The sequence below is a fragment of the Lentibacillus sp. genome, assembly GCF_035301925.1.
Lineage (GTDB): Bacteria > Bacillota > Bacilli > Bacillales > Amphibacillaceae > Lentibacillus.
This window is the reverse complement of record NZ_DATGTI010000019.1, coordinates 1-21,746: the sequence shown is the minus strand read 5'-3', so window position 1 is coordinate 21,746 and position 21,746 is coordinate 1. Positions and strand designations below refer to the sequence as shown.

At 42.5% G+C, this 21,746-nt stretch carries 20 protein-coding genes; all 20 read left to right on the top strand.

Translation table 11 applies throughout. The features are described from left to right. The first annotated feature begins 63 nt into the window (after window positions 1–63). The 20 genes from pyrH to VK080_RS02000 all read left to right on the top strand — a co-directional run bounded on the left by pyrH (window position 64) and on the right by VK080_RS02000 (window position 21,596). Window positions 64–786, top strand: a complete 723-nt coding sequence (pyrH, locus tag VK080_RS02095; RefSeq protein WP_324223146.1) for a UMP kinase — start codon at window positions 64–66, stop codon at window positions 784–786. A 2-nt stretch (window positions 787–788) separates the two neighbouring features. Continuing rightward, entirely contained in the window at window positions 789–1,346 is a 558-nt protein-coding gene (frr, locus tag VK080_RS02090) for a ribosome recycling factor (RefSeq protein ID WP_324223145.1), read from the top strand. A gap of 244 nt (window positions 1,347–1,590) precedes the next feature. Next, window positions 1,591–2,352: an isoprenyl transferase gene (locus VK080_RS02085; protein WP_324223144.1), complete on the top strand. Its 762-nt coding sequence runs from the start codon at window positions 1,591–1,593 to the stop codon at window positions 2,350–2,352. Window positions 2,353–2,367: 15 nt separating this feature from the next. Beyond that, window positions 2,368–3,162, top strand: coding sequence for a phosphatidate cytidylyltransferase (locus tag VK080_RS02080; protein ID WP_324223143.1), 795 nt, complete (start codon window positions 2,368–2,370; stop codon window positions 3,160–3,162). An 89-nt stretch (window positions 3,163–3,251) separates the two neighbouring features. After that, window positions 3,252–4,511, top strand: a complete 1,260-nt coding sequence (gene rseP, locus VK080_RS02075) for an RIP metalloprotease RseP (protein WP_324223142.1) — start codon at window positions 3,252–3,254, stop codon at window positions 4,509–4,511. A gap of 100 nt (window positions 4,512–4,611) precedes the next feature. Further along, window positions 4,612–8,904, top strand: coding sequence for a PolC-type DNA polymerase III (locus VK080_RS02070; RefSeq protein WP_324223141.1), 4,293 nt, complete (start codon window positions 4,612–4,614; stop codon window positions 8,902–8,904). Window positions 8,905–9,251: 347 nt separating this feature from the next. Beyond that, complete coding sequence (rimP, locus tag VK080_RS02065) at window positions 9,252–9,722, top strand: ribosome maturation factor RimP (protein ID WP_324223140.1); 471 nt, start codon at window positions 9,252–9,254, stop codon at window positions 9,720–9,722. Between the two features lie 15 nt (window positions 9,723–9,737). Beyond that, window positions 9,738–10,853, top strand: coding sequence for a transcription termination factor NusA (nusA, locus tag VK080_RS02060; RefSeq protein ID WP_324223139.1), 1,116 nt, complete (start codon window positions 9,738–9,740; stop codon window positions 10,851–10,853). 12 nt (window positions 10,854–10,865) lie between these two features. After that, the gene (gene rnpM, locus VK080_RS02055) at window positions 10,866–11,150 is read left to right on the top strand and encodes an RNase P modulator RnpM (protein WP_324223138.1); all 285 of its coding nucleotides are present in this window, start codon (window positions 10,866–10,868) and stop codon (window positions 11,148–11,150) included. Then, on the top strand, window positions 11,140–11,439 hold the full coding sequence (locus VK080_RS02050; RefSeq protein WP_324223137.1) for a L7Ae/L30e/S12e/Gadd45 family ribosomal protein: 300 nt from the start codon (window positions 11,140–11,142) through the stop codon (window positions 11,437–11,439). The genes rnpM and VK080_RS02050 overlap by 11 nt, the downstream gene beginning before the upstream one ends. Before the next feature lie 20 nt (window positions 11,440–11,459). Continuing rightward, window positions 11,460–13,622, top strand: coding sequence for a translation initiation factor IF-2 (gene infB, locus VK080_RS02045; RefSeq protein ID WP_324223136.1), 2,163 nt, complete (start codon window positions 11,460–11,462; stop codon window positions 13,620–13,622). Beyond that, window positions 13,619–13,897 (top strand): DUF503 domain-containing protein, encoded by a 279-nt coding sequence (locus VK080_RS02040; protein ID WP_324223135.1) that lies wholly within the window; start codon window positions 13,619–13,621, stop codon window positions 13,895–13,897. Before infB ends, VK080_RS02040 begins: the two co-directional genes overlap by 4 nt. Before the next feature lie 41 nt (window positions 13,898–13,938). Beyond that, a complete protein-coding gene (gene rbfA, locus VK080_RS02035) occupies window positions 13,939–14,280 on the top strand; it encodes a 30S ribosome-binding factor RbfA (RefSeq protein WP_324223134.1) in 342 nt (113 codons plus the stop codon). 153 nt (window positions 14,281–14,433) lie between these two features. Continuing rightward, window positions 14,434–15,330, top strand: coding sequence for a tRNA pseudouridine(55) synthase TruB (gene truB / locus VK080_RS02030; protein ID WP_324223133.1), 897 nt, complete (start codon window positions 14,434–14,436; stop codon window positions 15,328–15,330). Window positions 15,331–15,348: 18 nt separating this feature from the next. Continuing rightward, on the top strand, window positions 15,349–16,293 hold the full coding sequence (locus VK080_RS02025) for a bifunctional riboflavin kinase/FAD synthetase (protein ID WP_324223132.1): 945 nt from the start codon (window positions 15,349–15,351) through the stop codon (window positions 16,291–16,293). Between the two features lie 132 nt (window positions 16,294–16,425). Then, window positions 16,426–16,695, top strand: a complete 270-nt coding sequence (gene rpsO / locus VK080_RS02020) for a 30S ribosomal protein S15 (RefSeq protein WP_324223131.1) — start codon at window positions 16,426–16,428, stop codon at window positions 16,693–16,695. Between the two features lie 116 nt (window positions 16,696–16,811). Then, the gene (locus tag VK080_RS02015; protein WP_324223130.1) at window positions 16,812–18,926 is read left to right on the top strand and encodes a polyribonucleotide nucleotidyltransferase; all 2,115 of its coding nucleotides are present in this window, start codon (window positions 16,812–16,814) and stop codon (window positions 18,924–18,926) included. A gap of 151 nt (window positions 18,927–19,077) precedes the next feature. After that, window positions 19,078–20,031, top strand: a complete 954-nt coding sequence (locus VK080_RS02010) for a polysaccharide deacetylase family protein (RefSeq protein ID WP_324223129.1) — start codon at window positions 19,078–19,080, stop codon at window positions 20,029–20,031. Window positions 20,032–20,065: 34 nt separating this feature from the next. After that, on the top strand, window positions 20,066–21,286 hold the full coding sequence (locus tag VK080_RS02005) for a pitrilysin family protein (RefSeq protein ID WP_324223128.1): 1,221 nt from the start codon (window positions 20,066–20,068) through the stop codon (window positions 21,284–21,286). Between the two features lie 67 nt (window positions 21,287–21,353). After that, window positions 21,354–21,596, top strand: a complete 243-nt coding sequence (locus VK080_RS02000; protein ID WP_324223127.1) for a YlmC/YmxH family sporulation protein — start codon at window positions 21,354–21,356, stop codon at window positions 21,594–21,596. Window positions 21,597–21,746: the final 150 nt, after the last annotated feature.

Here is a 21,746-nt window from a genome sequence, read left to right as displayed (position 1 = left end):
AATATAATGTTCCAAACCTTTAGTGATACTTGAAAACAATCTAATATTCCGATGGGGGTAACTATGTCAACAGCTCGATACCGTAGAATTGTGTTAAAATTAAGTGGTGAAGCATTAAGCGGCAAACAAGGCTATGGAATTGATCCGCAAGTCATTCAGTCGATTGCATCACAGATAAAAGAAGTTGCGGAACTTGGTGTGGAAGTAGCTATCGTTGTTGGCGGTGGCAACATCTGGCGCGGCAAAGTCGGAAGTGAAATGGGAATGGACCGTGCAACAGCTGACTACATGGGAATGCTCGCCACCATTATGAACTCTCTGGCACTTCAGGACAGCCTGGAGAATAACGGAATCCCCACACGGGTGCAAACATCGATTGAAATGCGTCAGGTTGCAGAGCCTTATATAAGGAGAAAAGCTATACGCCATCTGGAAAAGAAGCGTGTTATCATTTTTGCTGCAGGAACCGGGAACCCTTATTTTTCAACTGATACCACAGCAGCGTTACGGGCTGCTGAAATTGAGGCTGAAGTCATTCTGATGGCCAAAAATAACGTGGATGGCGTCTATTCGGATGATCCGCAAACCAATAAAGAAGCAAAAAAATATACGGAAATTACCTATATGGATATGCTCAATGAAGGTCTCGGTGTAATGGATTCCACTGCATCGTCATTGTGTATGGATAATGATATTCAATTAATCGTATTTTCCATCATGGAAGCAGGCAACATTAAACGTGTTGTTCAGGGCGAACCGATTGGTACAACAATAAAGGGGGATTGAACATGTCCGATCAAATTATTAAGGAAACACGGCGTAAAATGGAACAGGCCGTCCAGGCTTTTTCCAAAAATCTGGCGACTATACGGGCCGGACGGGCAAATCCGTCTATTCTGGACAGTGTTATCGTTGATTATTATGGTGCTGCAACACCGCTGAATCAATTAGCGACAGTTTCTGCACCGGAAGCGAGACTTTTGGTCATTACACCTTTTGATAAATCTTCAGTGACTAATATTGAAAAGGCAATCCAAAAAGCCGATTTAGGATTATCCCCGTCCAGTGATGGCAATGTGATACGGATCAACATTCCCGCATTGACGGAAGAACGCCGTAAAGAATTGGTTAAAGTTGTTGGAAAGTATGCAGAAGAAGCACGTGTACAAGTCAGGAACATTCGTCGTGAGTCCAACGATCAGCTGAAGAAAGCCGAGAAAAATGGTGACCTGACCGAAGATGATTTGAAAAAAGAGCAAGAAAATGTCCAAAAAGAAACGGATAAACATATTGATAAAATTGACCAGTATGTTAAAAATAAAGAAAAAGAAATATTGGAAGTCTAAGGATGAAGGTTTAGTCAAATAAATGGTGCAGCCCTCTTGTCTAAGAGGGCTTTTGTTTCCATCGGCATAAAAAATTCCATGGTGGAAGAACTTTGTCCGGAATTCATGATTAAATTAATGGATTATAGTGATATAATGGTAATTCAACATAATAGGATTATAATATCGTATATTCCTTTTGATGTGCGGATTATAAATATTAAACTGATAGACAGGCTTCATCGATGATATCGGAGGACAAATTATGTCAATGAAACTTCCCTTTTTTAAAAATAAAAAAGCAAAGGTGAAAGAAGAAACAGAGCTTGATAATATACCGAAACATGTAGCCATTATCATGGATGGAAATGGACGGTGGGCAAAAAATCGAGGTCTCCCTCGGGTTGCCGGACATAAAGAAGGTATGGAAGTTGTTAAGTCAATCGTCAAAACAGCGGTGAATTGTCATGTTGAAATTCTGACGCTATACGCTTTTTCAACTGAAAATTGGCGCCGTCCAAAGTCAGAAATCGATTATATTTTAGGTCTCCCCAAAGAATTTTTACATATTTATTTGCCTGAGCTGATAGAAAACAATGTTAAAATTAAAACCATTGGCAACTTGGATGTACTTCCCGATCATACGAAGGAAGCCGTTCGCTATGCGAAAGAAAAGACGAAAGATAATGATGGATTATTATTAAATTTTGCTTTAAACTATGGTAGTAGATTTGAAATAATACAAGCCGTTAGACGCGTGATTGCGGATATTGACAGTTCCAGACTGACACTGGATAACTTGGATGAGCATATATTCTCGGAATATCTCTATACGACAGGATTAACGGATCCGGATTTGTTAATTCGGACAAGTGGCGAACAGCGGTTAAGTAACTTCCTGCTGTGGCAGCTGGCCTATACGGAGTTTTGGTTTACAGATGTGTTATGGCCTGATTTTTCAGCTGAAACGTTTAAGAAAGCATTGTATGATTATCAGCAGAGGAAACGGCGTTATGGAGGCGTATAAGGTGTTGAACATGATATGAAAAAACGAGTTCTGACAGCACTCTTGGCATTTATCATATTTATTCCTGCGGTTGTGATGGGTGGAATCATTTTTCAATTGTTTGTTTACCTGTTGGCATCCATAGCGTTCTTCGAGTTGATCCGTATGCGTAAACTAGGCAATTATTATATCCCGGTTGTGTTTGCACTCTTGAGTTTATGGCTGTTGCTGCTCCCAGGGTCTTCCAGTTTTTTGTTTGGTTTTGAAAAATTGGAAGCACTTATGGTATTCGTATTATTTCTGTTGTCATATACGGTCATGGCTAAGAATAAGTTTACTTTTGACGATGCCGGTTTTGTCCTGCTGGCGGTTATTTATGTTGGGATGGGCTTCTTTTACCTGATTGAAACGAGGGGCGGCAGTGCCGCAGCTGGTTTAGCGAATATATTTTTTGTTCTGGTTGTAATCTGGGCAACGGATACGGGGGCGTATTTCTGCGGCCGTGCTTTTGGGAATCGCAAACTGTGGCCGGAAATCAGTCCGAATAAAACAATTGAAGGAGCTGCAGGAGGGATTGTACTGGCCGTTATAGTTGGTGTGATTTTTCATATGGCGTATCCCTTTCCATATGATATGATACTAATAGTAGCCGTTACCGTTTTAATATCGGCTGCAGGTCAGATTGGGGATTTGGTGGAGTCAGCGTTGAAACGCCACTATAGCGTTAAAGACTCCGGAAATTTGCTGCCTGGACATGGCGGCGTTCTGGACCGGCTGGACAGCCTTCTATTCGCATTACCGCTCCTGCATTTCATTAATTTCTTCGCGTAACTGCCAGGGTATAAGGAATAGAAGGGGATGGATTGAAAGACAATATTCTTGTGATTACAACCTCTATCAGTTAAAGGACGGTGCTTCTTTTGACCACAGTTATAGCTTTTATATTCATGTTTGGTCTGCTTGTGTTCATACATGAATTCGGTCATTTAATCTTTGCTAAAAGGGCAGGCATGCTGGCCCGTGAATTTGCCATCGGGTTTGGTCCAAAAGTTTTTGCCTTTACAAAAAATGAAACGGTTTATACAATCCGTCTGCTGCCAATAGGAGGTTATGTACGGGTTGCCGGTGAGGACCCGGAAATTGTTGAATTGAAACCAGGTCAGCACATTGGTTTGGAATTCAACGAAAAAGATAAAGTGAGTAAAATTATTGTTAATCATAAATCGAAACATCCCGATGCCCGTGTGATTGAGGTTGAACATGCCGATTTGGATCAAGAGTTGGTCATCCGGGGATACGAGCCGGATGAAGAAGATCAGAAATTAAGCTTTCAGGTGGATCGTAAAGCTTTCTTTGTTATGGATGAGGAAGAAACGCAGATAGCTCCTTATGACCGGCAATTTGCTTCAAAAAGTACCGGTAAACGTGCGATGCAATTATTTGCAGGTCCGATGATGAACTTTGTGCTGGCAATTGTCATTTTCATTATTGTTGGGCTGGTTCAGGGCGTGCCTGTTGATGAAGCTAAAATAGCCGGTGTGCAGTCTGACAGTCCCGCAGAAGAGGCAGGTTTCCAGGTTGGCGATGAAGTCGTTCAAATTGAGGGGAACGCCATTTCAACTTGGGAGGAATTTACCGAGATAGTCCAGAATAATCCCGAAGAAGAACTGAGCATGACCGTACAGCGCGACGATGGAACAGAAACGCTGATCATCACTCCTGATAAAATCAAAGAACAGGGTATCACTTACGGACAGGCAGGCGTCCAGCGGGCATCTGAAAAAACATTCTTCGGAACATTCGAGTACGGTTTTGAACGAACATACGAAACGACAACCTTAATCTTGACAAATCTTTTTAAGTTAATAACAGGACAATACCCGATTGAAGTCTTGTCAGGTCCTGTCGGTATCTATGACGCAACAGATCAAGTTGTCCAATCCGGCTTTATGACGTTCCTGATGTGGACCGCGATATTGAGCGTTAACCTCGGGATTGTCAACTTAGTGCCGCTTCCTGCCCTTGACGGCGGAAGGCTGCTGTTCGTTGGAATCGAGGCAGTTCGAGGTAAGCCGATTGATCCGCAAAAAGAAGGTATCGTTCATTTTATCGGTTTTGCACTGCTGATGCTCTTGATGATTGTTGTCACATGGAATGACATCCAGCGGTTATTTTTATAAATGATTTGCAATGCTTGATATGTTGAAGCCCTTGTCCTCGTTTTGGCAAGGGTTTCCAACATTAAAGCCAGCATTTAACAACATTTTGGAGGAGAGCGCGATGGATATTTCAAAACAAGAGAAAATGAAATTGCTGCTGGAACAGATGGGGATTTCCAAAGAATATATTAATACGTATTTTAAAGATAGTGAATTAGTGAAGTTGGAAGTACATAAACAATCAAAAATATGGCATTTTCATATTCGTCTCAGCCAAGTGTTGCCGACCGAAATATATGCATTGCTTTCCGTTAGATTACAGGAAACATTTCAGCAGTTTGCACAGATTGACATGACGTTATATACAGATAACAAGGATTGCGCCTCCGAAACTGTTCATGCTTATTGGCAGCATTTCCTCCAGACAGTATCCAACTTGACACCGGCGTATAAAGATCTTGTACTGGATCAGACGCCTGAAGTTAACAATAATAAGATTATGTTAACTGCAAGAAATGAGGCTGAAGGCAATGCGCTTAAAAAACGGCTCGAACAACCGTTTCAGGCGTTTTGCCGAAAAATCGGGGCACCTTCTTTTTCACTGGAAATCGACGTTAAATCCGATGCGGTGGATTTGAAAAAATTCAGGGAGCAAAAAGCACTTGAAGATCAGGAACTGGTTTTAAAAACAATCAAGCAAAAAGAGGCGCGTGATCAGAAGAACCAAAAAAATGAGCAGCATAAGCCGTTCATGATCGGTTATAAAATTCAGGATGAACCGATTCAGATGGAAGAAATTCAGGAAGAGGAACGGCGTGTTACGATCCAAGGTTATGTGTTTTCAACAGAAATCCGTCAGCTGCGTTCCGGGAGAAGTTTATTGATTGTAAAAGCTACTGATTATACGGATTCATTGCAAATCAAGATGTTTTCCAAAGGCGATGATGATGTGACAGCGTTCGAACAATTGAAAGAAGGGATGTGGATTAAGGCAAGAGGAAGCATCCAGACAGACATGTACACAAGTGAATTGGCCATGATGGCGAATGATATACACGAAGTCAAGGTGGCGACACGCAAAGATACAGCACCTGAAGGGGAAAAACGTGTTGAATTTCATGCTCATACAACCATGAGCCAGCTCGATGCTGTTGTTTCGCCCTCAGCACTTATTGAACAAGCGGCCAAATGGGGTCACAAAGCAGTGGCGATTACCGACCATGGCGGTGTACAAGGTTTTCCCGAAGCACAGGCTGCAGGGGAAAAGCATGGCGTTAAAGTGATATATGGTGTGGAAGCCAATTTGGTTGATGATGGCGTACCGATAGCCTACAACGAAAGTGATGTTGCTTTAGCCGAGGGGACATATGTCGTGTTTGACGTCGAAACGACCGGGCTTTCGGCCGTCTATGATACCATTATCGAACTTGCTGCCGTGAAAATTCATCAAGGAGAAGTGGTTGACCGATTTGAATCATTTGCCAACCCGCATCAGCCTCTGTCACAAACAACAACAGATCTGACCGGCATTACGGATGACATGGTCAAAGACGCGCCTGAAGTTGATGATGTTTTAAAGGATTTTCATCAATGGATGAATGATAGTATTCTGGTCGCACATAATGCAAGTTTTGATATCGGCTTCCTAAACCAGGGATTTCAGAAAATCGGGTATGATAAAATAGTAAATCCCGTTATCGACACACTCGAATTGTCACGATTTTTGTATCCTGAACTGAGGAATCACCGGCTGAATACGATGTGCAAGCATTTGGATATCGAACTGACTCAGCATCACCGTGCCATATATGATGCAGAGGCTACCGGTTATCTGTTATGGAAACTGGTAAAAGGTTTGCTTGCGAAAGACATCGTCAATCATAATCAATTAAACAATTATATGGGTGAAGGGGATGCCTATAAACGCTCGCGCCCGTCACACTGTACACTGATTGCACGTACTCAGGAAGGCTTGAAAAACCTCTATAAATTGGTATCTTATGCTCACGTTAATTATTTTTACCGAGTTCCGCGGATTCCGAGATCACTTCTGCAAAAACACCGGAATGGTATTCTTGTCGGATCTGCCTGTGACCAGGGCGAAGTTTTTGAAACGATGATGCAGAAATCAGTGGATGAAGCGGAAAAAGCGGCCGAATTCTATGATTATATTGAAGTGCAGCCGCCTTCAAACTATGCACATTTAATAGAGAAAGAACTGGTTCAGAACGAGGCTCAGATTCTGGATATCATCTCAAAACTTACTGAGATGGGTGACCGTTTGAATAAACCGGTTTTGGTAACAGGAAATGTTCACCATCTTGAGGAACATGATAAAATCTACCGGCAGATTTTAATCGCGTCACAATCTGGTAACCCATTAAACCGGCAAACACTGCCGGATACATCATTTCGAACAACAAATGAAATGATTGATCGTTTCAAATTCCTTGGCGAGGTCAAAGCGAAAGAAATCGTAGTGGATAATACGAATGCATTGGCAGATGAAATAGAAGAGGTTTCACCCTTACAAGATGGTCTGTTCACGCCAACCATTGAAGGCGCAGAGCAGGAAATACGTGACATTTGCTATAACCGAGCTAAACAGATTTACGGTGATCCGGTTCCGGAAGTCGTAACGGACAGGCTGGAAAAAGAACTCTCCAGCATTATTGGGAATGGTTTCGCGGTTATCTATTTAATTTCACATAAGCTCGTCAAAAAGTCGCTCGAAGATGGTTATTTGGTTGGATCCCGGGGCTCAGTCGGATCATCGCTTGTTGCTACCATGCTGGAAATAACCGAGGTCAATCCCTTACCGCCGCATTATGTCTGTACGGAATGTCACTATCATGAATTTATTACAGACGGTTCAATTGGCAGCGGCTTTGATCTTGAGGATAAAAATTGTCCTGAATGTGGAAGGCTATTGACCAAGGATGGCCAGGATATTCCATTTGAAACGTTCCTTGGTTTCAAAGGGGATAAGGTCCCTGATATTGATTTGAATTTTTCGGGAGAATACCAGCCCAGAGCCCACAACTATACCAAGGTTCTGTTTGGCGAAGAAAAAGTGTATCGTGCCGGAACGATAGGCACCATTGCTGAAAAAACGGCCTATGGCTATGTGAAAGGCTATGCGTCTGACAAGCAATTAGTCTATAAAAATGCAGAAGTAGACCGGCTTGTACAAGGATGCACAGGCGTGAAACGGACAACCGGACAGCACCCGGGCGGTATCATTGTTGTACCTGAGGATAAGGAGATTTTTGATTTCACACCAATCCAATATCCGGCTGATGACCGAAACAGTGAATGGCAGACAACGCACTTCGATTTCCATTCGATTGAAGATAATTTACTGAAATTGGATATACTCGGTCACGATGATCCAACGGTCATACGGATGCTTCAGGATTTAAGCGGGATTGATCCAAAAACAATTCCCACTGATGATGAAGATGTGATGAAAATATTTTCTGGTACAGAATCATTAGGCGTGACACCTGAACAGATAAATTGTAAAACAGGTACACTAGGCGTTCCGGAGTTTGGAACCAGGTTCGTACGGCAAATGCTTGAGGATACAAGGCCGAGCACATTTGCTGAACTTGTCATCATATCCGGTTTGTCGCACGGTACGGATGTGTGGCTCGGAAACGCTGAAGAACTCATTAATGACGGCATTTGTGAATTACCGGATGTGATCGGCTGCCGTGATGATATTATGGTTTATTTGCTATATAAGGGTCTGGAAGCCTCTCTTGCTTTTACCATCATGGAATACGTCCGTAAAGGCAGAGGACTTAAAGAGGAATGGATCGAGGAAATGAAGAAACACGGTGTACCGGATTGGTATATTGAATCATGCAAAAAGATTAAATATATGTTCCCGAAAGCCCATGCTGCAGCTTATGTTCTTATGGCGGTCAGGATTGCGTATTTTAAAGTGCATTATCCGATTTACTTCTATGCCGCTTACTTTTCTGTGCGTGCAGGTGATTTTGAACTGGATACAATGGTTAAAGGATCAAGTGCAATCAGGCAGCGAATTGAAGCGATTACGGCTAAAGGAAATGATGCCTCGCCAAAAGAGAAAAGTCTTCTGACCGTACTGGAAGTGGCACTGGAGATGTGTGAACGTGGTTTCTCCTTCCAGAAAGTTGATTTGTACCGGTCAAAAGCATCTGAATTTATCGTCGATGGTAATTCATTGATTCCGCCATTTGATGCTGTTGATGGCCTTGGGACAAATGCAGCGCTCAATATCGTTAAAGCACGGGAGGACGGCGAGTTTTTATCCAAAGAAGATCTGCGTCAGCGCAGCAAAATTTCTAAAACAGTATTAGAATACCTTGATAATCATGGCTGTTTGGAGGGTATGGCCGAAAAAAACCAATTATCGTTATTTTAATGTGTGACGTGCTGGAACAGACAGCTTGAGTAATACTGTTGCAACTTGACGATACGTATGCTATATTAGTAAAGGTATGAAATGATTTGGTCGGTTTAAGAGTGGGTATCCCCCACTCTTTATTCATACAGCCATTTTCTGCTCCACGGGACTCCCCTTGCCACATCTTCGGCAGGGGTTTTATATTAGCAATACGGCCGATATCGTTGCTCAGAATAAGCGGAGATACCAGAGGATGGCTATGGAATCAATTGGGTATGTCATAATTTCAGTTTTCAAAGCAAATGAAATGGCTGAGTATAGGCCATAATAAGCAGTAGTGACAATTGAATAAAGGAGGATTTGTTTTGAGTTCCGAAATCGTGAAGACAACGGAAGAATTAGTTGAACCGATTTTACAGGAAAAAGGGCTGGAATTGGTTGACGTTGAGTATGTAAAAGAAGGAAAAAATTGGTTTCTCCGGGTTTACATTGATAAAGAAGGCGGTGTCGATATAGACGAATGCGGCATTGTGTCTGAACAGTTAGGTGAGAAACTGGACCAACAAGACCCAATCAAGGGAACCTATTTTTTGGAAGTTTCATCACCAGGTGTAGAACGTCCACTGAAGTCGAAAGCGGATTTTGCAAAACATGTAGGCAGCAATGTTTACGTTAAACTATATGAACCAATTAATGGCAAAAAAGAATATGAAGGGACGCTGCAGGAATTCACCGGTGAAAGTGTCATCATAACCTATAAGGTGAAAACCCGCGATAAACAGGTGGAAATACCGTATGAAAAAATAGCCAAAGCAAGACTGGCGGTATCTTTGTAAAGGGGGAAACGAAAAGTGAATAATCAGTTGTTTGATGCTATTGATTATTTGGAAGAAGAGAAAGGGATTGACAAAGACGTACTGATGGAGGCATTGGAAGCCGCTTTAATCTCTGCTTATAAAAAGAATTTCAAATCGGCTGCCAATGTTCGTGTGGATATAGATGAAGCGTCAGCAACAATGCGCGTCTTTTCGCGGAAGGCGGTTGTGGACGAAGTTGAAAACAGTCTGGAAGAAATATCACTGCAGGAAGCACGGGAAATTGATCCGAATTATGAGATTGATGATGTTATCGAAGTTGAAGTAACACCAAAAGATTTTGGGCGGATAGCCGCTCAGGCAGCAAAACAGGTTGTAACCCAACGTGTCAGGGAAGCAGAACGCGGTGTTATTTTCAGTGAATATGTGGACCGTGAAGACGATATCATGACAGGGATTATTTCCCGGAAGGATTCGCGTTTCGTTTATGTTAACCTGGGTAAAATTGAAGCAAAACTGGCCGAATCGGAACAAATGCCCACTGAGGACTACTATGTGCACGATCGTCTGAAAGTGTATGTCAATAAAGTGGAAAATACAAGTAAGGGTCCCCAGATATATATATCACGCTCACACCCGGGATTATTGAAGCGCTTGTTTGAAATGGAAGTACCGGAAATATATGATGGTACTGTTGAAATCAAATCGGTGGCAAGGGAAGCGGGCGATCGTTCCAAAATAGCTGTTCACGCCGATGATCCGGAAATCGATGCCGTCGGTTCATGTGTCGGACAGAAAGGCCAGCGGATTCAAGTCGTCGTCGATGAATTAAAAGGTGAAAAAATTGATGTCGTCGAATGGTCAGACGACCCGGTAGTGTATGTTTCCAATGCATTGAGTCCTTCAAAAGTGGTTGATGTGCTGGTCGATGAAGAAGATAAAGCGACAACTGTGATCGTACCGGATTATCAATTATCACTGGCGATCGGAAAGCGGGGACAAAATGCTCGTCTGGCTGCTAAATTGACAGGATGGAAAATTGACATCAAAAGTGAATCACAGGCACGTGAACAAGGACTGTTAGCCGACGATTACGAAGAAGAACTTGATGACGATTCTTATTCTGACAGTGACGAAGACTTGTTTGAATAGGGAGGTAGTCTGATGGCGAAGAAAAAACGAAAAATACCACAGCGTAAATGTGTTGTCACGAATGAAATGAAGCCTAAAAAAGAACTGATCCGCATTGTCCGAAATAAAGAGGGAGAGGTTTTTGTCGACCCAACCGGCAAGAAAAACGGACGCGGTGCCTATGTATCAAATGATTTGGCAGTTATTGAAAAGGCCGAAAAAACGGGGGTTCTGGGCCAGCAGTTAAACGCGGAAATTGAACCATCGATCTATGAGGAGTTAAAACAATTCGTCAAAGGTCATACAGATGAAAAATAATTATTTGAATCTGCTTGGGCTGGCTTATCGTGCCGGCAAGTGTTCATTGGGAGAAGACTCAATTGTCAAAGCTGTTCAGCAAAAAAAAGCGAAGCTTGTTCTGCTGGCTAATGATATCGGCCCCCGGACACGAAAAAAACTTATCAATAAATGTAAAACCTATGACGTACCATTCGAAATAATTGATGATAGAGAAACGTTATCAAATGCTATCGGCAAACCCCAAAGAGTGGCTGTTGCTGTTTTGGATGCGGGATTTGCCGCTAAAATCAGCTCGCTGCTGGGGTAATTAATTTTGGGGGTGGACTTATGAGCAAAATGCGTATATATGAATATGCGAAGCAAAATAATACGACGAGTAAAGAAGTGATCCAGCATTTAAAAGACTTAAATATTGATGTAAAAAACCATATGTCAACCGTATCAATTGAAACAATCCTGAAATTGGACGAAAAGTTTGCACCTAAGCAACCCGATAAAAATGAGCAGTCCAATAAACAGCAAAAACAACATAAATCCAACCAATCGAAGAAAAGTTCCAATCGGGATAAGCAAGACAAAACAAACGGAAAACGAAAAGGCCAGAATCAACACCGCAGTGGACATCAGCAAAATAAGAATAACAAGCATAAAAAGGGCAAAAAGGGCAATAAAGGCAATAAGGGTCAACATAACAAATCCACATTCAAACCGCAGAAGCAGAAGCCGGTTAAAGAAACGCCGGCCAAAATCACGTACAGTGAAACGTTGACTGTCAGTGATTTAGCTGAAAAATTAAACAAAGATACATCAGAGATTATTAAAAAACTGATGTTTCTCGGTGTCATGGCCAACAAAAATCAGGATTTGGATGATGACACTGTCGAACTATTATGTGACGAGTTCGGTGTGGAAGTTGAAAAAGAAATCATTTTGGAAGATACCGATTTTGATAAGTATCTTAAGGAAGACGATCCGGCTGATTTAGAGGAACGGCCTGCCGTTGTCACGATTATGGGCCACGTCGATCACGGCAAAACAACACTATTGGATGCGATCCGTCACACGAAAGTCCAAGAAGGAGAGGCAGGCGGCATCACACAGCATATCGGTGCCTATCAGGTTGAAAATGACGGCAAAAAAATCACCTTTCTTGATACACCTGGGCACGCGGCATTTACAAGTATGCGTTCCCGCGGTGCCCAAATAACGGATATCGCTGTATTGGTCGTGGCTGCAGATGATGGTGTGATGCCGCAGACAGTCGAAGCTATTAATCATGCCAAAGCGGCTGAGGTACCAATTATTGTCGCCGTCAACAAAATGGATAAAGAAAGTGCCAATCCTGACCGGGTCATGCAAGAATTGACCGAATACGAATTGATTCCTGAAGACTGGGGCGGTAAAACCATTTTCGTTAACCTGTCGGCAATTAAACACGAAGGCATTGATGATCTCTTAGAAATGCTGCTGCTTGTATCGGAAATGGAGGAGTTGAAAGCCAATCCGAAAGCCAATGCATTCGGAACCGTGATTGAAGCCAAACTTGAGAAGGGAAGAGGATCTGTTGCGACATTGCTGATTCAGAATGGCACATTACACGTCGGTGATTCAGTTGTTGTCGGCAACACATTTGGCCGGGTCCGCGCCATGGTTAACGACGAAGGAAAACGTGTTAAATCGGCTGATCCATCAACACCTGTTGAAATTACAGGGTTAAATGACGTCCCGCAGGCCGGAGATCAGTTCCTCAGGTTTACAGATGAGAAAAAAGCCCGTCAGGTAGGTGAAGCCCGCCAGCAAAAACACATCCAGGAAAATCGGGCTGAATCATCAAAAGTTAGCCTTGACGATTTATTTGAACAGATAAAACAGGGCGATATGAAAGAAATCAATATTGTCATAAAAGCTGATGTTCAAGGTTCAGCGGAAGCCCTGGCGTCATCCCTCGAGAAAATTGATGTGGAAGGCGTCAAGATTAAAATTATTCATACCGGCGTTGGAGCGATTAAAGAATCCGACATTATTTTAGCGTCTGCATCCAATGCGATCGTTATTGGGTTTAACGTTCGCCCTGACGCCAATGCGAAAAAGGCTGCCGAATCCGAGAAAGTTGATGTTCGTCTGCACCGGGTTATTTATAAAGCAATGGAAGAGATTGAGAGTGCCATGAAAGGCATGCTTGATCCGGAATATAAAGAAAAAGTCATTGGTCAGGCAGAAGTGCGTGAAACGTTCAAAGTATCCAAAATCGGTACAATTGCCGGCAGTTATGTTACAGATGGAAAAGTCACCCGTCATTCAGGTGTCCGAGTTATCCGTGACGGTGTTGTCCAATTTGAAGGGGAAATTGACACGCTGAAACGGTTTAAAGATGATGCCAAAGAAGTAACGCAAAACTATGAGTGCGGTATAACAATCAAAAACTTTAACGATATTAAAGTAGGCGACACCCTTGAAGCATTTATCATGGAAGAAATTGAGCGCACATGATTATATATGCAGAAGTGGAATGTATGCTGTATGAAGGCCGATCACTCAAACAGAAGCGTTCCATCATCAAACGCATTATGGCCAGATTACGGAACGACTTGAATGTAGCCGTAACCGAGCTGGATTATCATGACCTATGGCAAAGGACGAAACTTGGAATTGTGACAGTTTCCAATGATAAAAAATACGCCGAACAAGTGATACAGGCAGCATTGAAAATAATTGACACATTTACCGAAATTGAACGTACGATCACGGAGGTGGCGTTTCTCTAGTGAAGAGAGACGCAGCCCCCGTCTATTGAGGTGATTTCAAAATGAGTAATATTCGTGCAAATCGGGTAGCCGAACAGATGAAAAAAGAATTGGGTGAGCTGATCGGTCAAAAAATTAAAGATCCGCGTGTCGGGTTTGTCACTGTCACAGATGTGGAAGTGACCGGAGACTTGCAGCAGGCAAAAGTATTCATTACGGTGCTTGGAGATGAGGAAGAAAAACATGACACGCTGATAGGCCTTGCTAAAGCGAAAGGATTCATCCGATCGGAAATTGGCAAACGCATACGGTTGAGAAAGACACCGGAAATAACGTTTGAATTTGATGAAGCTTACGAACACGGCAACCGTATTGAAGAAATACTGCGCGATTTGAATAAATGAGCAGTTTAGTTTGCCATTTAATCTGACTTGCTATCGAGTCAGATTTTTCCTTGTTGTATCAGTGAATAATCGCTGCCTGATTTAAAATGGAAGATTTCACCATGCAGCGGTTAACCATATCTTTCTTTTTAGATGAACGATGGAGCTGATCATATGAACGGTATATTACCATTATGGAAACCCAAAGGCATGACGTCACATGATTGTGTCCTGAAAATACGTCAATTATTTCGCCGGAAAAAAGTTGGTCATACCGGGACGCTTGATCCGGAAGTTGAAGGTGTTTTACCTGTCTGTATCGGTCAGGCAACCAAAATCGTTCCTTTCCTGACGGATACAAACAAAACATATCTAACGGAAGTAAAGCTTGGGATATCAACAGAAACCGAGGACAGCCAAGGACAAGTGATCGAAACTAAACAAATCATTCACCCGCCATCTCAACAGGAAATCGAAAACGTGTTACAATTGTTTCGGGGGAAAATAACACAAATCCCTCCGATGTACTCTGCTGTTAAAGTCAACGGAAAGAAATTGTATGAATACGCCAGGGAAAATGAGCCAGTTGAACGGCCGAAACGCAAGGCATACATTCATCAGCTTGAGCTGCTGAAAACTGACGATGATCACGACTGTTTTTGGCTGAAAGTCGTTTGTTCAAAAGGTACATACATTCGAACGCTATGTGTTGATATTGGCAAATGCCTTGGCTATCCGGCACATATGTCTGAACTGACCAGAACAGGGACAGGTGCAATCAGCAAAGAAGATACGTTTACGTTTGCTGATATCGAACAAGCGGTCAAGGAAGAAAGACAGGAAGAATTACTGCTTTCAATCGGAAGCTGTCTGACACATATGCAACGGATCGATGTGGATGAAAACACTCGAAAACGGGTTCTGCATGGACAAAAATTGCCCAAGCCCGAACATGTCTCTGGAACAAAACCTTTCCTGGTCATGTATGATAAACAAGTGATAGCAGTATATGAGACGCATCCGGATCATATCAGCACCATAAAGCCGGTACGCGTGTTTAACCATGAATAAAAGTGCAGGTGACATAATGTGCGGACAATCAAATTAACGTATCCTCATACATTAACATTGGATGAATTACCTGAAACGGTTGCGGCCATCGGCTTTTTTGATGGTATCCATAAGGGGCATCAAAAGGTGATCAAGACCGCAGTCAATCAAGCAAAGTCCAATAATATGGAAAGTGCTGTCATCACGTTTCATCCCCATCCATCCGTTGTATTGAAGAAGGATGTGCAGCATGTTCAATACATAACGCCATTAAGGGAAAAACAAGCGATACTGCAGCAGTTGGATGTTGACAGGCTCTATATTATTACATTCAACAAAGAATTATCTTCACTTGAGCCGCAAACATTTATTGATCATTTCATTATTAATTTAAATATCAAAGCGCTTGTTGCCGGTTTTGATTACACATATGGGCACAAAGGCAAAGGGAATATGCAAACGTTAAAAGAGCATTCAAGGGGACGATTTGACTATACTGTGATTGATCAAGTTCAATCTGGTGATCAGAAAATAAGCTCCACAAGGATAAGGGAACTTCTTCGCTCCGGTCAAGTTGAAAAAGCAAATGAACTATTGGGCAGGCCACTGGTTGTCCGGGGTGTTGTTAAAGAAGGGGAAAAACGCGGCAGAGAAATCGGTTATCCTACGGCAAATCTGGAAGCCGAGTCTGAAACATTGCTGCCTAAAATAGGGGTCTATGCTGTCAAAGTACGTTTTAAAAATGAAGTATACGAAGGAATGGCCAGCTTAGGTTATAATCCCACGTTCACATCAGATCGTGTTGAACCAATCATTGAAGTTAATATCTTTGATTATAATAATGATTTGTATGGTGAAGAGCTTGTCCTGGAATGGCATCAATATATGCGGGAAGAAATTAAATTTGACAGTGTTGAAAAACTCATCAAACAAATCGAAAAAGACGAGAAAGGTATTCGGGATTATTTTTCCCGTGAATCATAAAATGTACACTTCCTCTTGCATTTTTGACGAAAAAGATGTACCCTTGATTACGTAAACCATCGCTCGGCAAATCGTAACTCCGGCGATTGCTGGGGGATTGGGGGTATCAATCAATTAATGGAGGTGTGCCGAATGGCTATCACAAAAGAACGTAAGAATGAGATTATCAGTGAATATAAAGTGCATGAAAATGACACTGGCTCCCCGGAAGTACAGATTGCTGTATTGACTGAGGAGATCACAAAATTAAACGAGCATTTGCACGTTCACACAAAGGACCACCATTCACGCCGGGGTCTTTTGAAAATGGTAGGTAAGCGCCGTAACCTGCTGAACTACCTGCGAAAAAAAGACGTTACACGTTATCGTGAATTAATTAAAAAACTCGGCCTACGCCGATAAGGTAAAAAAGCAGGAGAAATCCTGCTTTTTTTCTTCTTGCACACATAAAATTTACATTTGCGCTGATTAACTATAAAATGAAAGCAGTAAGTGTTTTGAAAGGAGTTTTATGACGAATGACAGAAGAGAAGCGAACGTTCTCCACAGAGATAGCTGGTAAACCGTTTATCGTCGAGACTGGAGAACTGGCCAAACAAGCAAATGGTGCATGTATGATCCGATATGGCGATACAGCCATATTGGCAACAGCAACTGCATCCGACGAACCAAAAGACCTGCCATTTTTCCCGTTAACGGTTAATTATGAGGAACGGTTATATGCGGTAGGTAAAATTCCGGGAGGCTTCATTAAGCGCGAAGGCCGTCCCAGTGAAAAAGCAACGCTGACATCCCGATTGATTGACCGTCCAATCCGTCCGCTTTTTCCTGACGGCTACCGGAATGAAGTCCAGGTAATCAGTACAGTGATGAGTGTTGACCAGGACTGTTCCACTGAAATAGCAGCGATGATTGGTTCCTCGGTTGCGCTGTCCATATCGGATATTCCATTTTCAGAACCGATTGCTGGCGTTCATGTCGGACGCGTTGATGGTGAATTTATTATCAATCCGACTGTCGAACAGGAGGAAAAAAGTGATATAGATTTGACAGTTGCCGGAACAAAAAGTGCTATAAACATGGTGGAAGCAGGAGCAGATGAAGTTCCCGAAGATGTCATGCTTGATGCCATCATGTTCGGCCATCAGGAAATCGTCCGTCTGATTGAATTTCAGGAAACAATCATTGAAGCAGTCGGAATCGAGAAACAGACATTCGATGCTGAAACACCTGATGACGAACTGGTTGCCAAAGTTCAGGACCAGGCAAGAGACAAATTGCTTGAAGCGATTCAGACCGAAGGCAAAAAAGCCCGGGAAGAAGCAATCAGTCAGGCAAAAGATGACGTCCTTGAATTGTTTAATGAGGAAGAAGAAGATGTCGTTGGTCAGGTTAAATCCATATTGGATGATATGGTTAAAGAAGAAGTCCGCCGCCTGATCACCAAAGAAAAGATCCGTCCGGATGGGCGCAAGGTTGATGAAATCCGTCCGTTATCGTCAAAGGTCGGCATTTTACCAAGAACACATGGTTCAGGTCTGTTTACGCGTGGACAAACTCAGGCATTAAGTGTCTGCACACTGGGAGCACTAGGTGATGTTCAAATACTGGACGGGCTGGATTTGGAAGAGTCCAAACGGTTCATGCATCATTACAACTTTCCTCAATACAGTGTCGGTGAAACAGGTCCGATCAGAGGTCCCGGACGCAGGGAAATCGGCCATGGGGCATTGGGCGAACGCGCGCTTGAAAAAGTTGTCCCGTCTGAAAAGGTATTTCCATATACGATTCGTCTCGTTTCAGAGGTATTGGAATCAAATGGCTCAACCTCACAGGCAAGTATCTGCGGCAGCACACTGGCCATGATGGATGCGGGTGTCCCGATTAAAGCACCGGTTGCAGGAATTGCTATGGGACTTGTCAAATCGGGTGATGATTACACGATCTTAACTGATATACAAGGTATGGAAGATGCACTCGGTGACATGGATTTTAAAGTTGCCGGAACCGAACAGGGTATAACTGCCCTGCAAATGGATATTAAAATTGCCGGACTGTCCAAGGACATTTTAGAAGAAGCCTTGTCACAGGCTAAAAAAGGCCGGATGCAGATTCTTGATTCGATGCTGGCAACGATAAAAGAACCGCGGGCAGAATTATCGGAATATGCACCTAAGATTCTGACGATGACGATTAATCCTGATAAAATCCGTGATGTCATTGGACCACATGGAAAGCAGATCAACCAGATCATTGATGAGACCGGGGTTAAAATTGATATCGAACAGGATGGCAGTGTCTTTATCTCGTCGCCTGATACGGAAATGAATCAGAAGGCCAAACAAATCATTGAAGATCTTGTCCGTGAAGTGGAAGCAGGCGAGGTATACTTGGGGACAGTTAAGCGGATTGAAAAATTTGGTGCGTTTGTTGAACTGTTTAAAGGAAAAGACGGCTTGGTTCATATTTCTGAATTACAGGAAGAACGCACGAAAAAAGTGGAAGATGCCGTATCAATCGGGGATCAAATCATGGTTAAAGTGAAAGAAATCGATAATCAGGGACGTATCAATCTTTCACGCAAAGCCGTATTAAAAGAAGAGCGTGAAAAACGCGAAAAAACCCGATCATAGATAACGAAAAATAAGAAGCTGGAAAACCAGTTTCTTTTTTTATGCCTGGAAAGAAAAACGTTAACAGTCATCTGCTTACATTTGTGTTTATAACAGCCTCTTTTCATAACCCGTCCATCCCTCACATATGGATAAGTAAGGAGGGATATGGATGCATCATCGCTATCGCTTGTTTGTACATGTATGTGTATTTGTCCTGATTGTCGCTATATCATATGATTATACATATAAGCCGTTTGAAACGAATGAAACCTTCTCCAATGAGGTTACTGACGTTACAAAAAATAAAGACCCGCTGTATAACGAAATAAAGACGAAAAGTGCGGAATATGAAGAGACACCCGAAAATGCGGTTATTCATAAAGTATGGAAAAAGATACCAGGGCGTAATGGTGTCAAAGTGAATATCGAGAAATCATACGAGCAAATGAAAAAGAATGCGACATTTGATGAATCGCTGCTCGTTTATGAACAAGTTCCTCCTGAAATAACGATGGATGACTTACCCGCTGCACCGATTTACCGCGGGAATCCGAATAAAAATATGGTTGCATTAATCATCAATGTATCATGGGGGACGGAATACATTCCGGCAATCCTGAATATTTTAAAAGAGCATCAGGTAAAAGCCAATTTTTTTATTGAAGGAAAATGGGCAATGGAAAATACGGATACTGTTGAAATGATTCATGGGCAGGGGCATGTCATTGGGAATCATGCCTATAATCATCCGGTTATGTCACGCCTGTCGAAACAGGATAGCCTTGAGCAAATCAGTCGGACCAATGAAATACTTGAAGCGATTACGGGTGAAACACCTCAATGGTTCACCCCTCCCAGTGGTGATTTTAATGATCAGGTAGTGGGAGCGGCAGCTGAGCTGGATATGGAAACGATTCTTTGGAGTGTTGATACGATTGATTGGAAGAATCCATCTGTATCTGTTATGATGAACCGAGTGAACAGCAATATTCACCCTGGTGCAACGCTGTTAATGCATCCAACTTCTTCAATAAAGGAAGGCCTGGATTCAATGATTGGAAATATAAAGGAAAAAGGTTATAAGATTGGAACGCTTAATACGTTATTAAGTGCGGAACGATGAGGAGAAAGTGGATAATAGTTTAGGAGGATATACATTGGTAGAGAAACATACAAGCAAAAATGGACTGCGGATAGTTTTGGAAAATATACCGTCAGTCCGGTCTGTCACAATCGGTATATGGGTGAAGACCGGATCACGCAATGAAACAGAAGACCTAAACGGCGTATCACATTTTCTGGAGCATATGTTTTTTAAAGGGACCAAAACCAGATCACCTCAGGATATTGCCGAAGCATTTGACGCAATCGGCGGACAGGTCAATGCATTTACGTCAAAAGAGTATACGTGTTTTTACGCAAAAGTAATGGATACACATAAAGAAAAAGCTCTGGAGATACTGGCAGATATGTTTTTCAACTCTTCGTTTGATGAAGAAGAGATGGCGCGTGAGAAGAAAGTTGTTTTAGAGGAAATCAGGATGTATGAAGATACCCCGGATGATATCGTCCATGATATTCTGGCACGTGCATCATTCGGCGATCATCCATTGGGCTATCCAATTCTCGGAACAGAAAAACAGCTGCAATCATTTACCCCGGATACCTTAAGACATTATATCAATCAACGTTATACGCCTGATAATGTCGTGGTTTCGGTTGCCGGCAATGTGGATGAGTCGTTTATCCGGACTGTTGAAAACTATTTCAGTGGATTTCAGTCAGGTGGTGGAGCTAAAGAGGTTGAGCAGCCGGAATTTTTGGGAAATCAAATTGAACGTCAGAAGGATACGGAACAGGCGCATTTATGCCTGGGCTATAACGGCTTGCCGGTTGATGACGAAAATATGTACAGTCTGATCATTTTGAATAATGTCCTTGGCGGCAGCATGAGTTCACGCTTGTTTCAGGAAGTCCGTGAAAAGCAGGGGCTGGCATATGCCGTCTTCTCGTACCATGCGTCATTTATTGATAACGGCTTATTGACGATTTATGCCGGAACCGGAAAAGAACAGCTGCCACAATTGAAAGATACGATTAACAGGACGATCGATAATCTGATCGCAAATGGGCTAACGGATAAAGAACTGAAAAACAGCAAGGAACAATTGAAGGGAAATCTGATGCTGAGTCTGGAAAGTACCAGCAGCCGAATGAGCCGCAACGGCAGAAACGAATTACTGCTGAACAAGCATCGCTCGCTGGATGACATGATCGCAGAAATTGATGCGGTTACTCATGAAAACATGCAGCAGGTGATCGATTCCACTTTCCGGCATGCACCATCTAGTGCACTTATTGCACCGGAGACCGCTTAAAGCGCATAGTTTTCATCCACTGATCATATGAATATGCTAAAACGGGTTTTGTCTTGGAGGCGATTTGATGCGGTACAAGGATATTAGTTCCAAGGAAATCGTTGATGTTAATCAGGGTGCTCGTCTTGGTGTACTGGGTCAGACAGATCTGGAAATTGATGAAAAAACCGGACAAATTGAATCTTTCATCATACCGAATTACAAATGGTTCGGTCTGAAAAAAGAAGGCGCGGAAACAAAGATCAGATGGCGTTCAATCCGGAAGATCGGTGAGGACATGATTATGATTGAACCGGATCATATACAATAAAAGCACTCTTAAATAGGGACTGCTGAACGATTTTCAAGCAGCCCATTTTAGTTCTACAGAAATCCCAAAAAAGCGTTGGAAAAAATAATAAAAAAGAAGGCGGAGTCTGCGCTCCAGGTTCATTACCAGCAGTTGTATGGAAATGACCGT